Origin of the sequence: Pseudomonas sp. NPDC087598, assembly GCF_044743525.1 — a bacterium.
In the GTDB taxonomy this organism is placed as follows: domain Bacteria; phylum Pseudomonadota; class Gammaproteobacteria; order Pseudomonadales; family Pseudomonadaceae; genus Aquipseudomonas.
Map to the genome: position 1 here is coordinate 42,229 of NZ_JBIUWQ010000014.1, position 14,638 is coordinate 56,866.

The following is a 14,638-nucleotide window of genomic DNA, read 5'->3' on the forward strand; positions in this document are numbered from 1 at the left end:
CGGTTGATATTACAGATCAACTGACTGTTGATGCAAGCGTATGCGAGCATCAACCTATGGTTGCCAAAGAAAACGTCAGGAAAGAATTCTCAAAACGCCTTCATAAGGCGTGTGACGAAGCGCGCGTAAGAGAAAGGGGGCGCGCTGTTGATATTCAGTCAGCGCTTGCCAGTGCCGGCTTAAAGGCAACCACTACCGCAATTGGTAAGTGGCTCAACTCTGAGGCTATGCCAGAGTCTGAAAAGCTACGACCTGTAGCGGCCTGGCTTAAGGTCCGCGCCGAGTGGCTGGAGTACGGTATAGAGCCAATGAGGCAGGGCGAACCAAGCGCCGATTCCATTTCCGCTGATGACCTGCAGGTCCTGCAGAGCTTGTTCGCCCTCAAGGGGAAAGTTACGCCAAGATCAAAGAAGGCGCTCGACAGCATTGAGCGAGCAGCCCTAGACGGTCGCCTCACCGAGGACGATCTCGTGTTACTGGAAAGGATTGCCAAGCGCTTTGAAGACGCCCCAGAACTCAATTCAGCCCGTCCCTGAAGCTGAAGTCATTACTTTCTTAGGCCGTGAAGCTGAAGGCCGGGATAGTGAGACTTACAAAGCCCAGGTGCTGGACGATCAAGACCGGACCATCACTGCATATGTGAAGCTGACGGTCGACCCTAGAAAAATCATCGCAGAGCTTGCCGCCTCTCAGGTGGGCAGAGCTCTAGGTTTGAATATTCCGAGACCTTACCTGGTCCTCGTCAACACCGACGAAATTCCAGATCAGTTCGAATCGGCTTTTGCTAAGCGTGGTCACATGCTGTGCTTTGCGAGCAAGCAGGTAAGCGACAGAGGCTATAGCCTTGAGCGGGCCTTTACGTCAGAACCTGCTATGACCAACCTGGCCATTTCCAGGCTGTTCGATATGAACTCAACTGTTGTTTTTGACGAGCTGATCGCAAATACGGACAGGAATTTGGGCAATCTCATCTATTCGCCAGAGAAGAAAGGTGTTTGGATGATTGATCACGGTCGAGCGTTGACTGGCGAGTATTGGGATCTCTGGGACCTCGTGCCTGACCAATATGTTACGAACAGTCTCGCAGACACAAATAGCCATTCATGGGATGAAGCTCGGCGTCGCGCCGTACTCAAGGAAGCCCAAAAAATGGTTGTCGCATGCGCTGAACTCTCGCTCGACGAGCTAGACAAAGAGGGGCACTATTCTCGCATTGACAAAGGGACAGATCGCTCGCAAATTGCGGCGTTTCTCAAGGAGCGAATTCAGCACACGGTGCCACTGCTATGCAAACGTCTACAGATAGAGCAACTGCATTTACAGCCGCAGCCTCGTACATAAGCGAAAGAACCAGAAAGCCGCTCATTCCTGCGAGCTGGATGCCAGTCTACGTCGAGCCTATCACTCACTCAGGCGAGCGGATAACTGTGGCCGTTGCGATAACAACTGGCATTCCAGGAGATGTGCCGAGAGTCGTGAATACGCTTGACGTCGACTCACTCAAAACTGTTTTTGGAAAATTCGGTGATCATTTATATGCCATCGCCGACAGCGTCTCTACTGATCTGCAGGCTTGGCTATCTCTCGGCGGCGAGCTGGAAGGATGGCAGCCAGCATTTAGTGGCGTCTTCCCGGGCCGAATCACTGGCACTCGTAACGTTAGCATTGAAGCGATCATTGGCTCGGCCAAGACACATACGTCTCTTTTCAGTGCAAAGACCAATGACTCTTCACAAGAGGATTCATCAGAGAGGTCGCTAAACAGATTTCAGGCGGAGATACGGAAGCTAGTTGAGGCAAGCCGTGAAGGTTACTCTAAGCGATTCAACTGCCCCCTCAATCTGTATGGTTCGAAGGGCAGAGCCGTCATCAGCTATGTAGGAACCAACCTTGCAATAAATTTCAGCACCATCGATCCATCGCAAAAAAACTCAAGCTATCAGTGCGCGACCGCCCAAAGAAAAATCAACCAGTTATTGAGGTTGCGCGACATCAACATCGGCCATGATCACGACGACTTACTGCTTGGAATCTGGGTTCCTAAAAAGGACTTAAATCCAGGCCAGGAGGATCAGTTGGACTCGTACACATCGGAGCTAGAGTACGCAGCCAAGAAGGCCGAGATCGATTTTGAGGTCGTATATGGAAACGGCGACCTTCGGCAGGTAGCCCTACCCTTCGCCCAGAGAATACTGGCTGACGCATAGCCTGAATATTCGTCCACCAAAAATCAAAGCCCGCCCATAGCGGGTTTTTTTTCGCCTATGATTTAAATATCAACTTTTGGTTGTTGACACGCAATCAACTTTTGGTTGATATTAAAGCCATCGCAGCGTTACACAGCCACTGCGAAGGGCCTCAACAGACCCGCCGCTCTTTCACAATTTGGAATCTTCGCGGATCGATCCCCGGAAACGGGCATAGCGCGAAACACAAACTTCGATCCCCATGCAGGCTCTGGAACCTGCCGGACTCCCCATATGGGAGGACGCCAAACCATGCAAGCCAGCCGGCGAAGAACACCGAACACGAAATGTGTGACGCCGGCCAGGTGGGGAAACCGCGGCGCCGAGCATGGGGCGGACAGCAACACGGAATTTTTCACTGATGCACCTGGTGACGGGTGCATTGGGAAAACAACCGAGGGGAAAACAGCATGACCACGATCATCAAGGACACCTTCACCAGCGGTGCACAAGTGAGCATGGAGATGGATAAGGACCAAGATGAACTGTTCGTCTTCCACTGCCCTGCCGGCCAAGGCTGCAAGGTCAGCAAATGGCCGCTCGACAGCTACCACATGCCGATCGCCATGGCGCATTACGCAGAATGCTGCGATTTGGAAAAGGCTGTATGACGATTTCACTGGTTGGCCTTGGCAACAGGGCCAGACGGGAAATCAACGACGCAATTGCCCGGATGTGAAGGGGCCTGAGGTCAAAGCGCGCAAAAAGGCAGCGAGAGAGTGTCAGCTACGAAAGTGAATGGTAAGTCGATGAACACAAGCGGGCCGAAAAACATCCATAAATCGTATTCACCATGAACGCCGTCGTAGCAGTCATAGGAGCCCAAGCTGGTAACCGCGCCAAGCCAAGCGCAGCCACTCAACTGTGAAATGGCCAACATCAAGATGAGCTTCCGTAGCACGTAACTTCCTTATCACTTTTCCATTGTGTGATCTGTAGACGTCATCGGGAAAAGTTAGTCACCTGCTCCGACACCACCCGAATGCACTCCCCTCCGCGCCCAACGGCAACAAGCGGAGCGGATGAGTGCATCCGAGTTTTGTTGGATCAACACCCCGCCGCTTTGGAGGCAACCATGAACGCAGCAATGAATATCTGTCAGTCCATGCACGATGCGAAATTGCCTCCACCGGTAAGCGAGTCGGACGAACAGCGGGAATGGCTGGAAGGCGCCGCTGAACAGTTGGTGTGCGGCTCGGATGTCGAATGGAAGCGCCGGCTCGGACCGGTGCAGAAGGTGACCACGGCGCAATACGCCGAACACCTGCAGCATCACCTGAACCAGCGGCAGATCGACGGGCTGGATGATCGCGACTCGTTCGCCAACCTGGTGCTAGCCGTCGTGGTTGGCAGCATCGCGGAAGCGCTGACGCACGCCAAGCACCTGCTTGGGAGTAACAGCCCGGTCACGCGGCTTGAGGCGATCGCCGCCGAGTTCCTGCGCCCGCACGCTGCCAACGCCATAGCCGCCGAGCGCGAGGCCGCCGAAGACGATGTGGATGGCGACGTGTGAGCCCTCACATCCTGATCGACCAAGCCCTTGATGGCGTGTCGGCGCCAGCCGGCGAAGAAGACATCAGCTTGCTGGTACAGGGACTGATCACTCGCCTCTTCACCGACGGCGCCATCACCATCGACGAGTTCAACCACTACTGCAAACGCCTGCGTGACACCTGTCAGCGGCGCAAGGAGGAAGCATGAGTACGGCACCGGCTAAATCGCTGATCGACGAGCAGCTCGAGGACATCGAACACAAGATCGCCCTGCTCGGCTTCGGACTTCCCTTCAACGAGGTAATCGGTCGCAAGCGCGAGGATCTGGTCGCCAGTCTCCCGCAGCGCCTGGCGCCCTCTATGAAGGGCAAGCGCATCGCCGTGAGAGTTCGCCCGTGACCGGTCGCCAATGGGTGCGCCGCCTGATCATCTGGCGTGGCGCGTTCTCCTCCCTCGGCGTTTTCACCTTTTTGATGCTGCTCAGCGCCCTCGCCGATCGCATCACTCAATAAACCCCATCTTTCAAAGCCGCGCACACGCGCGGCGGGAGATCGTCATGCCTGCACCAAACCTCGCCCTCTGGGAAGAGGTCGAAAAGACCGACCCCAAGTTTACCAAGGAATACACCGGTCCCGGCGGCTTTACAGGTACCGCGGTGAACGCCCAATACCTGGCTAAGCGTGCCACTGAGCAGTTCGGGCCTTGCGGTACCGGCTGGGGGTATGACGTGATCGAAGAGCGCTTCGATATCGGCGGACCACTGCTGAGCAAGGAAGGAGCAGTTTTGGCCAACGCCCAGGTTCACACCCTCAAAGTCGCGCTGTGGTACCTCGGCGGCGACGGCGAACGCAAGACGATCACGCACTATGGACACACGCCTTTCATCACACAGAACCGGTTTGGCATCAGTACTGACTTCGACGCCCCAAAAAAATCTCTCACAGATGCGATCGGCAAGTGCCTGAGCCAGCTCGGCTTCTCCGCCGACGTTCGCCTGGGTCTTTACGACGACATTCACTACGTCAACGAACGCTTGGGTGAGGCCGAAATCGAGCGAGCCGAGGACAAGATCGAAGCGAAGGAGCGTCTGGCAGCTGAGTATCGCGAATGGCTCTCGGAAACACTTCATCTGATCGGCACCGCGCAGTCACTCAATGAGCTGGAACAGCTCTACAAATCGGCGATGCGCAAGATGGCACTGCGCCAGAACGATCCAGAACGCGAAGCCCACAAACTCAAATTCACCCGCGCCAAGGACGCCCGCAAAGCGGATCTTGAGGACGCTATGGAGGGTGCAGCATGACTGACCTTTACAAGCTGAATCGGCAGATGGCCGAACTCGCGGCACTGGCTGACACTGACGACGAAGGGCTGCGCCAAGCCATCCAAGACACCATGGACGGCATAAAAGGTGAGTTTGAAGTAAAGGCCGACAGCGTCGTCATGCTGCGCCGGAACATCGAAGGTGACATTGACGCAATCGACAAGGAAGTCGACCGCCTCAACGAACTCAAACGCATCAAGAAAAACACCGTGGGCCAGCTCAGCGATTACCTGCGCCGGAACATGGAGGCCGCAGACATCAAGTCGATCAAGCGACCACTGTTCACTATCACACTGGCGCTCTCGCCCGAGAAGGTCATCGTCGACAACGAGCAAGCCGTGCCAGATGAATTCGTCACGCTGAAGAGCGTGATCACCCCGGATAAGAAAACCATCGCCATCAAGCTCAAGGAAATTCGCGATCACAACGACGCTGTGCGCATGCGCATCGAAGCCGGCGAAGACGCGGAACATGAACTGCTACCGGAACCGGTCTGGGCTCACCTTGAGCGCGGCGAAAGCTCGATCCGGATCAAGTGAGGCCAGCATGATCAGCAACCACTTCAACGACGTCGAGCGGCGGCGTCAGGACGCAAAAGATCTTTCCGCTCAGATTGCCGAGTTCCTGGCCGCTGGCGGAAAGATCGAGGTGCCAGAACCGGCGCCGATCAAGTTCACCAGCACCTCCGAGCGGAAGCATCCGCCAAGCTTTCAGCGACCGAAGGTGAAGGACGAAACGACCGCTCGCGTTGCGCGAATCCGAGAAATGGCAAAAACGCTGACCCGGAACGAGATCTGCGAGCGGGAAGGAATAGCTTTGGCCACACTGAAGGCGATCGCCTCCAAGCACGCCATCAATTTTCGAGTTCGGCAAAAAATCGGAACGGCGCCGAACAAGGTGCCGCCAGATGTGGAAGCGCGATTGGTCAATCAGATCAAGGACTGCATCGCCGGCGGCATGAACAGGAGCCAGTGCTGCAAGGCTCTGGCGATCAGCTACAACATGCTCGACCGGATCGTCCGCGACCACAAGATCGACTTTCCAAAGCTGAAGTCCGCATTTCGATGAAACGAAACACAAACCGGGCGGCCACACGCCGCCGACAGACCTGGCTGGACTTGCCGGCCAGCGGAATTGAAGAGGTAGGCCATGGCCAAGAGCAACGCGCAATTGCAGAAGGACAGGCGAGCCAAAGAGAAGGCGCTGCTCGACCGGATCGGCGCCGAGAAGCGATCGCTGATTGTTTCGAAAGCGCTCGATGATGCGCTTCAGGTGCTGGGCGAGCGCCACGGCTTCGAGGAATGGCAGGAGACGGTGTCTACGCTCATCATCAATCTTGCCGCAGCGCCGGCCGCCGATTCGGAACGCTTCGTGAGCATGTCGCGACCGGAATTGGTCATTAAGGAAAAGTGGTCGCGGAAGCTTGAAGAGTTTGCTGCGACTGGCGTTGAGGCCTGAACTGAGATTGCCTAATGCCCCACGCCTTTAGACCCAACTGAAACGATGTAGCTGGTATTAACGTCAGCAGTTACTCCATTTATAAACACATGCCTCATATCACCCGGGTCGTCGGAGAATATCGCGATCCGAGCACCGTGCTGGTCTTGAAAATATTTACGGTGAGCAGGAATGGTTACTGCAATTCGATACTCGTTCTCGACGCTATAGATATCGCGCTTGTAGAAAAGCACTGACATCAGATCTGGCACAGGGCTTTCCATGATGGCTGGGTAGTAGCTTACGTCTTGATGAATAACTTCTACTCCTTCGAGGATAGAAAAAGCAGCCTTCAGTATTTCTACAAGGTGCAACACATCTACCTCAATGCAGGTATCTGCCTCGAATCGCTCAAACAGTTCTGGGTCATTTCTTTTGCCACTAAGGCAAACACAAAAACAGCGGGGCGGACTAAGGGTCATGACCGGATTTGCGGTCATATCTTGGGGATTTAGCTTGCGACCGTTAACGCTGAAAGATACTTGCTCCTTGTCGTAGACAAATTCCTTGGCGAGCTCATTGTCACGCATCTGATCATTTTCCATTATTGAGTAATAAGCGATATCACTCAGTCGCAGCCCCTGCTTTCCTTCGATCCAGTCCTTCAGATACTGCTTTTTACCATAGAGATATTTGTTCACAGGCAGCTCCCAAGCCTTGTTCCGGCCTCATGCCGGGGCGAACACAAATACCCCACTTCTACGAATCACGCCAGCCGGCGAGGATCCCCTATGGAAATCACTTACGGCTCGGTCTGCTCAGGCATCGAGGCGGCAACGCTTGCATGGAAGCCGCTCGGCATGCGGGCGACCTGGTTCGCAGAGATCGAAGCGTTCCCCAGCGCGGTGCTCGCTCACCACTACCCGAACACGCCGAACCTCGGCGACATGACAAAACTCGGGGCCCAGGTGCTGGCCGGCAAGATCGCCGCACCGGACGTCCTCGTCGGCGGTACCCCGTGCCAGGCCTTCAGCGTGGCCGGGATGCGCGAAGGCCTTACCGACCCGCGCGGCGCCCTCACCATCAAATACGTGGAGCTCGCAGATGCAGTTGACTATGTTCGCGCCGGCCAGCGAAAGCCCGCCTGCGTTGTCGTCTGGGAAAACGTCCCCGGCGTCCTCAGCGACAAAGGCAACGCCTTCGGATGCTTTCTTGGCGCGCTTGCTGGGGAAGACTGCGAACTGCAGCCTTCAGGGAAGAAATGGCCGGACGCTGGTTGTGTGTATGGACCAAAAAGAACAATCGCGTGGCGGATCTTGGACGCCCAATATTTCGGCCTGGCCCAACGACGCCGCCGTGTGTTCGTTGTCGCAAGTGCTCGAGACGGATTCGATCCCACCGAGGTACTTTTTGAGCGAGAAGGCGTGCGCCGGGATACTGCGCCGCGCCGAGGCGAGGGGCAAGACGTTACCGGATCAGCTCCTTTCGGCCCTGCGCTCCAGTGCGGATGTGGATACACCTTCGACGAGTCACTAGGGCAGTACGGCTGCCCAAACTGCGAGGGCGACGAAGGCCCAGCGGTTGGTGTGTTCTGCGGCGTACCGGCGTTCGGCGGCCACAGCCTCAGCGGATCGGTCGAACGGTCTGCCACGCTCACAGCGAAAGACACCCGGCTCGACATGGAAAGCGAGACGTTCTTTCTCCACCCTGAAGTGGCTGGAGCGCTCACCAGTCATGCATTCAGTGGTGGCGCGGGCGGCCGTCCAGATGGCGCGGCCGCCGGCCATTTCGTTGTGGCGCCTACGCTCGCCGGCGGTGCGCGAAAGTCCGGCGGTTACAGCTACGACGATGTGCCTGTCGTCGCCGCAACCCTGGATGCAAGTTATGGACGCCTTCAGGGCTGCTCCGGTCAGGACGCCAACCATGGCCACAGTCATCTTGTTGTCCACGGCACACAGGATCCATGCGTGCTGAATGATCAGGCTCACACCCTCGGCCGGAACAGTGGCCAGGAGAACGTGCTCTATTGCCGCGAAGTTGCCCAGACCGTCACCAGCAACTACGGCAAGCAGCTGGACAATACGAACTCTGCCTTAGGTCCAAACATCGTCGCCGAGCTATCGCCGACCTTGCGATCCGGGAATATGCGCGACAACAGCAATCCAGTAACCGAGGCCGAAATGCTCGTTGGCGGCTCGAAGGTTCGCCGCCTGATCCCGCGAGAGTGCGAACGGCTCCAGGGCATGGTCGACGACTACACGCTGATCCCGTGGCGCGGGAAGCCCGCCAGTGAATGTCCAGACGGGCCGCGCTACAAGGCGATCGGGAACAGCAAAGCGGTCACCGTCGTGCGCTGGATAGGTAGAAGGATTCTGAGACAGATTGAGCGCTGATCAGCGAGAGCTACCTTCAAAGCTGCCCGGCAGAAAAGGCCAACCTCCGCGCTTTTTCTTTCCTGACTTCTCTGCGCTGGCAGCTATGCGCTCGCGCTCAAGCTTTTCATAAAGTTTTGCCTGGTACTCAGCTGGGGTCGACTCAAGCAGTTCTTTCATTTCCTTGAAAGGATGTTTTCTCTTAAGGCGTTCAGCCCTGGTTAATCTCTTCTTGCCTTCCATGAACTCAATCCTTCCGCGCCACTGACTTGTTTCAGCAAAGTTAGCTCAGCCCATTTAAAACTTCCACCCTCCACCGCCCGGGCATGCCCCGGCATAGGACGCCCCATGCCCACAGAAAACAAACCGGCCGAGCCGCTGAAGGTTGAGCGCTCGACTGTGACCAAGCTGGTGATCACCGGCGCGCCGCGGCTTGACCCGATTACCGTGTTCCTCGAGGACTTCGGCCGCCGCGACTGCCCTACAGAATCCGACCCGAGCTATCAGACCGCCCAGGGCAAGATCACGATCAACTGCTGGGACAACAGCTGGAACGCCTACTGGGGTGGAATGGGCCCGCGCACCGTCGCGGAGTTTGTCGCCGACTGCGACTGGCATTACATCCTCAACTGCCTGGATCGCGGGATCAGCCCCACAGTTTTCAGCGGTAACGCCCTTCACGCTCTGGCCAAGAAATGCATCGTTCAGCGCCGCCGGCAACAGACAGGGCGCCATGAGTGGGAGCTGGGTGAGCTGAGTAAAGACGAAGCCAGAGAGCTTTGGCGCGACATCGACGAGCTGCGCGGCATAGAGAGCGCTAACGAGTGCTGGCATCAAAGCAGGTTACTGACAGAACTGTTCGGTGATGAATGGCATTACCCGCTCGACGGCAAGGCGGTCGAAGAGAACCAAAAATTCACCTACCTGCGTCGCGTTGTTGAAGCGGTGCAGCAGGCGCTGCGCCAAGAACAGCCGCAGCAGGAGGCAGCATGAAGCGCATCTACCTCAGCGGGCCAATTACCAACATGCTGGACCTGAACTTCCCGCTGTTCCATTCCACGGCCGCCACCCTGCGCGCCGCCGGGCACAGTGTCATCAACCCCGCGGAACTCAACCCAGATCCTGGCACCTGGAACGAATGCATGCGCCGCGACATCAAGGCCCTGATGGAATGCGACACCGTGGCCACCCTGCCCGGCTGGCAGGATTCCCGCGGCGCCAGCCTTGAGGTTCATATCGGCAAGGAGCTCGGCATGAAGGTTGTGAATGCCCATGATCTGGTATCGGCTATGAAGCTGAAGTAGCAGGCCAAGGTCCTACATGAACAGACTTTCCATTGTTTAGCCGCCCACCAACTGGCACAAAAGGACGACTCACTTTCCATTTTATTTTTGAAAGTAATTCGTAATAAAACGGTTCGGCTGCTTTTCCATGGACGGCATGGCAGCAAACATACGCAACGACATCCGCTAACTGGAGAAGCTCAAGGAACGGCCCGCCAATGTTTGACTCTATTTTATAAACCTCATTGGGAGCTGCTCCTATCGCCGAAAACCCGCCAGCCAGGTAATGGGCCTGCTGTTTGACTCCGCCCCAAAAATCGACTTTGGTATTATCGGGAGATGTATAAATTTCGCACTGAGCTGCAAGCGGCCCTTCTGATCCATCGGGATTGATAGCGAAGCAGATATTCGCAAGTATGCCGAGCACACCTTTCGGATCATAACGAGTATCAATCATGAAATTTGGCATATTAGGATCATTCGAACCCACTTCGATCCCGCGTTCAAAATATTCTTTAACATCCTCCGATGCGTGGGAATATCTAACCAAAACCTTATATTTATTTAAAATAGTAATAATATTTCGAAAAATACTTTCAACGTCAAACCTACTCAAATGACTCAGCCCAAGCTTTTGCCTTTGCTGACCGCTGGTCAAATTCCGACAATGGAGATCTACCCCCTGCGGGAATCTAAATCGTTTTTTTACAAGCAATATCTCTCTGAGTATGGATTTTAGTTTAGTTCGTTTGAAGAAGATGTAAGCGTATACAAGTTGCCCTTTGTACTGACTATCGTCACCAAATGCCATATATGGCGCGCTAGTCGAATTGCCGGTCACTACGGTAACTGTTTCCATTAGCTTGCTTCCCTTCGGCAGGCGGGCGATTTCGCGAACTCACATTACTCCAGCAATGCCCTATTGGCCATCTAGTGGAGTTTCCCCCTTCAAAGTCAGCCGCTATAGCGGCAAAGGATGAGTGCGCCCATGAAAACGCACCAACTCACGCACGCACGCCTGCTGGAAAAAGTGGTGTACGACCCCGACACGGGAAAATTCACGCATCTAGGGCGGCGCCGGCCAAAGGTCGGTCAGTTCGACAAAGATGGTTACGTGAAGATTTCTATTGATGAGGTCAAGCATCAGGCGCACCGGCTGGCTTGGCTGTATGTGACCGGCAACTATCCGCCTGAGGATATGCAGGTCGACCACATCAACGGTGTCAGGGATGACAATCGATGGACAAATCTGCGCCTTGTAACTCACGCAGAGAACCAAGCTTACCGCCTTGCATCGGGCAGAGAGCAGTCTGCTCGGGGAATCAGCGGCGTTCGCGGCGTTTACTGGCACGGAGGCAAGGGGAAATGGATTGTTACCGTCCGAGCGGACAAAAAATCGCATTTCGGCGGTTACCACGCCAGCGTTGAATCTGCCGCTCTGGCCGCGACTGTGCTGAGAAATCAAATTCAAGAAGAGAGGGCGTCAGCATGATCCTCAAATGCATGGCCGGCTGCACCCTCTTCTTCTGGCTTCCATTGGTACTGACCATAAAGGCGGTGATCGGATGAGCGACCATTCAAAACTGAAACAACTGGCCGAGGCTGCCGAACTCCAAATGCCCAGCCCTTGGTTTGTCCACCGCGACGGTATGGGGTCAGAGTTCCCGACGCATCCGAATCAAAACTTCGGAGTTGACGACGCTCGAGGCTGGGCTGTTGCTTGGCATGGCGTGGGCCGCAACAGCGGAATATGGCTCGAGGAGGTGGCCGAGTTCATGGCTGCCGCGAACCCCGCCGCTGTCCGCGCCCTGATCGTCGAGAACGAAGCGCTGCGCAAGGAGCGAGATAACTTGCGAGCAGATCGCGACAGCCTCCTCGAAGCCGGAGCAGACCTATTATGATCTTGATTCCAATTGCCGCCCCGCTCTACATGGCCTACCTCATCTACAAGGGGCCGTGGCGATGAGTGCACCCATCGAGCTACAGGATTTTCTGTACGGAGTAAAAGTTGTACAGATCGAAGATCTCCGGGTGGCCCGCGGCCTAGTATCTTGCCCACCGTCAAGTGCGGCGGCGATCTGATCACCAAGTATCTGACCTACCCGAAGTAGCTCCCCTCCCCAAAAGTCGGGTCTTTAGGGTAGTCCTAGTAATGGATATTCCAGAAAAGATAGACGACGCCCCACACAAAACAGAGCGTGATAAAAGCGCCGACGATAAGGACTGGAAGAGCAAACGTGACGACCCAAATCTTGTTATGCGGTTGGACCTCTTTCTGGAGGTCCGTGAACAAGCGAGCCGCAAGAAATACGATACCTACAGTGAACAGTGAGGCGACGACTGCAGTTACACCACTGACAGAAATCTGAATTATCGAGGCATTTTCTAGGACTTTTAAAGTGCTCAACCACACCAGTGAAACCCCGGTTAAGGTAGCGATCGAGCTGGCAATACTAAGTAATTCTGACCACTTCACCACAACATTCCTTTGGCTGTTGAAATAACACAACATTTTCACATGCCTACCCCCACCCATTGCAACCATTCAAGCCTGCCGGTGTACGGCGGGCGAGGAATTCGTATGCGCGAAAAAGTATCCGTCCAAGACCTGGAAGGCGCCGACCTGGCTCTGTGGGCTGCCCGAGCCCAGGGCGTCGAAGAAAGGAAGGGAATCAAGCTGTACGCCTCCGGCCCATGCCTTTACCGCGATACAGGCCCCGGCGGTGAACCCTTTCCTTTCCGACCCGACTCGAACCTCGGGGACTCAGCGATTTTGATTCAGGAGCTGACGCAGGCAGGAATCTTGACCCTGTTCGGACATGGCGCGCAGTTCGAGGCTCAAGGATTCGGACACGTCGGTTATACGGGCACGCTTTCTGCGGCGCTGACCCGCTGCTACATCGCGTGGAAGCTCGGTCAAGACTTCACTGCCACACCAACCAACTGATCACCACCTTCTGCCGCCACGCGCGGCATGGAGCAATACCTCATGGAAACCGAAATCCTCTCCGACGAGGAACTGTCCGAACTCACCGGCTACAAGGCCCGTGCCTACCAGCGCCGCTGGCTGATTGATCGCCAGTGGGTGTTCGTCGAAAGCCGCGGCAAGCGCCCGCTGGTGGGCCGCATGTATGCTCGCATGAAGCTGGGCATGATCAGCCCTACGATTGCCGATCCGAACCCGCCGCTGGCTGCACCAGTATGGACACCTGACTACTCGCGAGTGAATTGATATGCGCCCCCGCAAGGCCGACACACGCAACTTGCCGCCTCGGATGTACCAATGGACGCGAACACGAAAAAGCGGAAAGGTTTGGATCGCCTATTACTATCTGGACATGACAGGCAAGGCGATCCCGTTGGGCAAGGATCTGGACTTGGCCAGGGTCAAATGGGCGGAGCTGGAGGCGAAGGAAAAGCCGCTTGATCTACGCACCATGAAAGGCATCTTCGACCGATATATCCGCGACATCGTATCGAAGAAAGCGGCACGGACGCAGAAGGACAATTTGGCGGAGATCAAGCAGCTTCGGCCGATGTTCGACAGCGCTCCCATCGACTCAATCACCCCAGCAACTATTGCAGGGTACCGCGACGCGCGGACCGCCAAGGTTCGCGCGAATCGCGAGATTGCTACCCTCTCCCACGTGTTCAACATTGCTCGGGAATGGGGACTGACGACCAAAGAAAATCCCTGCCAGGGCGTGCGCAAAAACAAGGAAACGCCGAGGGACTATTACGCGAATGATGTTGTTTGGGATGCTGTTTACGTGAAGGCAGCTCAAGAGCTGAAAGACGCGATGGACTTGGCCTATCTGACCGGGCAACGACCGGCAGATGTCCTGGTCATGAGGAAGGACGATGTCGAGGGAAATTACTTGGAAGTGCAGCAGAACAAGACACACAAAAAGCTGCGTATCCAGACTACTGACGGTGATGAACCCAACAGCCTAGGCTTGCTTATCGGGAAAATGGCCGAGCGCAATGCTCAGCACATTTGCAGCTATTTGATTGTGAGCGCACGCGGCAAGCGGATGACGGCGAAGATGCTTCGCGATCGATGGGACGACGCCAGAGAAAGGGCCAAGAAAGAAGCTGAAGAAAAAGGCGATGTTCAGCTGGCGGAGAAAATTGGAGGCTTCCAGTTCAGAGACATCAGGCCGAAAGCGGCGTCGGAAATCCTCGACGTCGGCGATGCGAGCCTACTCTTGGGGCACACTAAAGGAGACATTACCGAGCGCGTCTATCGACGAATTGGCGCCATTGCCAAGCCATCGAAATAGCCCCAAAAACCGTTACAAAACTCAAAATCCGCCCCTTGTAGAATGCGGGCTGTAGCGGTGTAAAAAAATAAACGTATCGTAACGAAAAGCGACTACAGGCCCCGGTTTCATTGGCTTTGCATATCGGTCTTGAAAACCGTCGACTGTAACAGGTCCATGAGTTCGAATCCCATCGCCTCCGCCATATTTGATACGACAAA

Annotated in this window: 24 protein-coding genes; 20 read left to right on the top strand and 4 right to left on the bottom strand. The window is 55.5% G+C overall.

From position 1 onward, the window contains the following. Positions 1–56 precede the first annotated feature (56 nt). The 4 genes from ACIOWE_RS10605 to ACIOWE_RS10620 all read left to right on the top strand — a co-directional run bounded on the left by ACIOWE_RS10605 (position 57) and on the right by ACIOWE_RS10620 (position 2,857). Positions 57–536 carry a hypothetical protein gene (locus ACIOWE_RS10605; protein WP_157115980.1) on the top strand — a complete coding sequence of 160 codons (480 nt, stop codon included), beginning with the start codon at positions 57–59 and terminating at the stop codon, positions 534–536. Next, entirely contained in the window at positions 499–1,341 is an 843-nt protein-coding gene (locus ACIOWE_RS10610) for a HipA family kinase (protein ID WP_401390714.1), read from the top strand. Before ACIOWE_RS10605 ends, ACIOWE_RS10610 begins: the two co-directional genes overlap by 38 nt. Beyond that, positions 1,287–2,207 (top strand): hypothetical protein, encoded by a 921-nt coding sequence (locus tag ACIOWE_RS10615; protein WP_172834022.1) that lies wholly within the window; start codon positions 1,287–1,289, stop codon positions 2,205–2,207. The genes ACIOWE_RS10610 and ACIOWE_RS10615 overlap by 55 nt, the downstream gene beginning before the upstream one ends. A gap of 449 nt (positions 2,208–2,656) precedes the next feature. Then, positions 2,657–2,857, top strand: coding sequence for a hypothetical protein (locus tag ACIOWE_RS10620; protein ID WP_401390717.1), 201 nt, complete (start codon positions 2,657–2,659; stop codon positions 2,855–2,857). An 80-nt stretch (positions 2,858–2,937) separates the two neighbouring features. On the opposite strand, the gene ACIOWE_RS10625 is transcribed toward ACIOWE_RS10620, so the two are convergent. After that, positions 2,938–3,126 carry a YceK/YidQ family lipoprotein gene (locus tag ACIOWE_RS10625; RefSeq protein ID WP_401390900.1) on the bottom strand — a complete coding sequence of 63 codons (189 nt, stop codon included), beginning with the start codon at positions 3,124–3,126 and terminating at the stop codon, positions 2,938–2,940. Positions 3,127–3,321: 195 nt separating this feature from the next. On the opposite strand from ACIOWE_RS10625, the gene ACIOWE_RS10630 reads away from it, so the two are divergent. From ACIOWE_RS10630 to ACIOWE_RS10660, 7 genes are all read left to right on the top strand, one after another. Further along, positions 3,322–3,759 carry a hypothetical protein gene (locus ACIOWE_RS10630; RefSeq protein ID WP_401390720.1) on the top strand — a complete coding sequence of 146 codons (438 nt, stop codon included), beginning with the start codon at positions 3,322–3,324 and terminating at the stop codon, positions 3,757–3,759. Continuing rightward, positions 3,756–3,947, top strand: coding sequence for a hypothetical protein (locus tag ACIOWE_RS10635; protein WP_095135462.1), 192 nt, complete (start codon positions 3,756–3,758; stop codon positions 3,945–3,947). The genes ACIOWE_RS10630 and ACIOWE_RS10635 overlap by 4 nt, the downstream gene beginning before the upstream one ends. Continuing rightward, positions 3,944–4,138: a hypothetical protein gene (locus ACIOWE_RS10640; RefSeq protein ID WP_401390723.1), complete on the top strand. Its 195-nt coding sequence runs from the start codon at positions 3,944–3,946 to the stop codon at positions 4,136–4,138. The genes ACIOWE_RS10635 and ACIOWE_RS10640 overlap by 4 nt, the downstream gene beginning before the upstream one ends. 157 nt (positions 4,139–4,295) lie before the next feature. After that, positions 4,296–5,042, top strand: a complete 747-nt coding sequence (locus ACIOWE_RS10645) for a hypothetical protein (protein WP_401390726.1) — start codon at positions 4,296–4,298, stop codon at positions 5,040–5,042. Then, positions 5,039–5,602 carry a siphovirus Gp157 family protein gene (locus ACIOWE_RS10650; protein WP_401390729.1) on the top strand — a complete coding sequence of 188 codons (564 nt, stop codon included), beginning with the start codon at positions 5,039–5,041 and terminating at the stop codon, positions 5,600–5,602. The genes ACIOWE_RS10645 and ACIOWE_RS10650 overlap by 4 nt, the downstream gene beginning before the upstream one ends. Before the next feature lie 7 nt (positions 5,603–5,609). Then, positions 5,610–6,131 (top strand): hypothetical protein, encoded by a 522-nt coding sequence (locus ACIOWE_RS10655; protein ID WP_401390732.1) that lies wholly within the window; start codon positions 5,610–5,612, stop codon positions 6,129–6,131. An 81-nt stretch (positions 6,132–6,212) separates the two neighbouring features. Further along, positions 6,213–6,521 (top strand): hypothetical protein, encoded by a 309-nt coding sequence (locus ACIOWE_RS10660; RefSeq protein WP_401390735.1) that lies wholly within the window; start codon positions 6,213–6,215, stop codon positions 6,519–6,521. Between the two features lie 11 nt (positions 6,522–6,532). Here the strand turns inward: ACIOWE_RS10660 and ACIOWE_RS10665 are convergent, their stop codons facing one another. Next, entirely contained in the window at positions 6,533–7,201 is a 669-nt protein-coding gene (locus tag ACIOWE_RS10665) for a hypothetical protein (RefSeq protein ID WP_401390737.1), read from the bottom strand. 90 nt (positions 7,202–7,291) lie between these two features. On the opposite strand from ACIOWE_RS10665, the gene ACIOWE_RS10670 reads away from it, so the two are divergent. After that, a complete protein-coding gene (locus ACIOWE_RS10670) occupies positions 7,292–8,893 on the top strand; it encodes a DNA cytosine methyltransferase (RefSeq protein ID WP_401390740.1) in 1,602 nt (533 codons plus the stop codon). Here the strand turns inward: ACIOWE_RS10670 and ACIOWE_RS10675 are convergent, their stop codons facing one another. After that, positions 8,894–9,115, bottom strand: coding sequence for a hypothetical protein (locus ACIOWE_RS10675; RefSeq protein WP_401390743.1), 222 nt, complete (start codon positions 9,113–9,115; stop codon positions 8,894–8,896). A 105-nt stretch (positions 9,116–9,220) separates the two neighbouring features. Between ACIOWE_RS10675 and ACIOWE_RS10680 the strand changes: the two genes are divergently transcribed. Further along, positions 9,221–9,865: a hypothetical protein gene (locus ACIOWE_RS10680; protein WP_401390746.1), complete on the top strand. Its 645-nt coding sequence runs from the start codon at positions 9,221–9,223 to the stop codon at positions 9,863–9,865. After that, positions 9,862–10,176, top strand: coding sequence for a DUF4406 domain-containing protein (locus tag ACIOWE_RS10685; RefSeq protein WP_401390749.1), 315 nt, complete (start codon positions 9,862–9,864; stop codon positions 10,174–10,176). Before ACIOWE_RS10680 ends, ACIOWE_RS10685 begins: the two co-directional genes overlap by 4 nt. Here the strand turns inward: ACIOWE_RS10685 and ACIOWE_RS10690 are convergent. Beyond that, positions 10,160–11,014: a hypothetical protein gene (locus tag ACIOWE_RS10690; protein WP_401390751.1), complete on the bottom strand. Its 855-nt coding sequence runs from the start codon at positions 11,012–11,014 to the stop codon at positions 10,160–10,162. The two genes, ACIOWE_RS10685 and ACIOWE_RS10690, sit on opposite strands and share 17 nt — an antisense overlap. A 129-nt stretch (positions 11,015–11,143) precedes the next feature. Here ACIOWE_RS10690 and ACIOWE_RS10695 point away from each other — a divergent pair, with 129 nt between their 5' ends. The 6 genes from ACIOWE_RS10695 (at position 11,144) to ACIOWE_RS10720 (ending at position 14,438) form a co-directional block, all read left to right on the top strand. Beyond that, positions 11,144–11,647, top strand: a complete 504-nt coding sequence (locus ACIOWE_RS10695; protein ID WP_401390754.1) for an HNH endonuclease — start codon at positions 11,144–11,146, stop codon at positions 11,645–11,647. 73 nt (positions 11,648–11,720) lie between these two features. Beyond that, entirely contained in the window at positions 11,721–12,056 is a 336-nt protein-coding gene (locus ACIOWE_RS10700) for a hypothetical protein (RefSeq protein WP_401390756.1), read from the top strand. Between the two features lie 251 nt (positions 12,057–12,307). Continuing rightward, entirely contained in the window at positions 12,308–12,487 is a 180-nt protein-coding gene (locus ACIOWE_RS10705; RefSeq protein ID WP_401390759.1) for a hypothetical protein, read from the top strand. Between the two features lie 249 nt (positions 12,488–12,736). Then, a complete protein-coding gene (locus ACIOWE_RS10710) occupies positions 12,737–13,102 on the top strand; it encodes a hypothetical protein (RefSeq protein ID WP_401390762.1) in 366 nt (121 codons plus the stop codon). Between the two features lie 42 nt (positions 13,103–13,144). Further along, positions 13,145–13,387, top strand: coding sequence for a DUF4224 domain-containing protein (locus tag ACIOWE_RS10715; RefSeq protein WP_401390765.1), 243 nt, complete (start codon positions 13,145–13,147; stop codon positions 13,385–13,387). 1 nt (position 13,388) lies between these two features. Continuing rightward, positions 13,389–14,438, top strand: a complete 1,050-nt coding sequence (locus tag ACIOWE_RS10720; RefSeq protein WP_401390768.1) for a tyrosine-type recombinase/integrase — start codon at positions 13,389–13,391, stop codon at positions 14,436–14,438. The last annotated feature ends 200 nt before the right edge of the window (positions 14,439–14,638 follow it).

Bases quoted from the DNA above. Each gene is read 5' to 3' on its own strand.
- ACIOWE_RS10680 (WP_401390746.1), top strand. From the start codon at position 9,221: ATGCCCACAGAAAACAAACCGGCCGAGCCGCTGAAGGTTGAGCGCTCG.
- ACIOWE_RS10630 (WP_401390720.1), top strand. From the start codon at position 3,322: ATGAACGCAGCAATGAATATCTGTCAGTCCATGCACGATGCGAAATTG.
- ACIOWE_RS10670 (WP_401390740.1), top strand. From the start codon at position 7,292: ATGGAAATCACTTACGGCTCGGTCTGCTCAGGCATCGAGGCGGCAACG.
- ACIOWE_RS10715 (WP_401390765.1), top strand. From the start codon at position 13,145: ATGGAAACCGAAATCCTCTCCGACGAGGAACTGTCCGAACTCACCGGC.
- ACIOWE_RS10710 (WP_401390762.1), top strand. From the start codon at position 12,737: ATGCGCGAAAAAGTATCCGTCCAAGACCTGGAAGGCGCCGACCTGGCT.
- ACIOWE_RS10660 (WP_401390735.1), top strand. From the start codon at position 6,213: ATGGCCAAGAGCAACGCGCAATTGCAGAAGGACAGGCGAGCCAAAGAG.
- ACIOWE_RS10625 (WP_401390900.1), bottom strand. From the start codon at position 3,126: ATGTTGGCCATTTCACAGTTGAGTGGCTGCGCTTGGCTTGGCGCGGTT.
- ACIOWE_RS10655 (WP_401390732.1), top strand. From the start codon at position 5,610: ATGATCAGCAACCACTTCAACGACGTCGAGCGGCGGCGTCAGGACGCA.
- ACIOWE_RS10720 (WP_401390768.1), top strand. From the start codon at position 13,389: ATGCGCCCCCGCAAGGCCGACACACGCAACTTGCCGCCTCGGATGTAC.
- ACIOWE_RS10690 (WP_401390751.1), bottom strand. From the start codon at position 11,014: ATGGAAACAGTTACCGTAGTGACCGGCAATTCGACTAGCGCGCCATAT.
- ACIOWE_RS10705 (WP_401390759.1), top strand. From the start codon at position 12,308: ATGGATATTCCAGAAAAGATAGACGACGCCCCACACAAAACAGAGCGT.
- ACIOWE_RS10645 (WP_401390726.1), top strand. From the start codon at position 4,296: ATGCCTGCACCAAACCTCGCCCTCTGGGAAGAGGTCGAAAAGACCGAC.
- ACIOWE_RS10620 (WP_401390717.1), top strand. From the start codon at position 2,657: ATGACCACGATCATCAAGGACACCTTCACCAGCGGTGCACAAGTGAGC.
- ACIOWE_RS10675 (WP_401390743.1), bottom strand. From the start codon at position 9,115: ATGGAAGGCAAGAAGAGATTAACCAGGGCTGAACGCCTTAAGAGAAAA.
- ACIOWE_RS10640 (WP_401390723.1), top strand. From the start codon at position 3,944: ATGAGTACGGCACCGGCTAAATCGCTGATCGACGAGCAGCTCGAGGAC.
- ACIOWE_RS10685 (WP_401390749.1), top strand. From the start codon at position 9,862: ATGAAGCGCATCTACCTCAGCGGGCCAATTACCAACATGCTGGACCTG.
- ACIOWE_RS10650 (WP_401390729.1), top strand. From the start codon at position 5,039: ATGACTGACCTTTACAAGCTGAATCGGCAGATGGCCGAACTCGCGGCA.
- ACIOWE_RS10615 (WP_172834022.1), top strand. From the start codon at position 1,287: ATGCAAACGTCTACAGATAGAGCAACTGCATTTACAGCCGCAGCCTCG.
- ACIOWE_RS10695 (WP_401390754.1), top strand. From the start codon at position 11,144: ATGAAAACGCACCAACTCACGCACGCACGCCTGCTGGAAAAAGTGGTG.
- ACIOWE_RS10700 (WP_401390756.1), top strand. From the start codon at position 11,721: ATGAGCGACCATTCAAAACTGAAACAACTGGCCGAGGCTGCCGAACTC.
- ACIOWE_RS10605 (WP_157115980.1), top strand. From the start codon at position 57: ATGGTTGCCAAAGAAAACGTCAGGAAAGAATTCTCAAAACGCCTTCAT.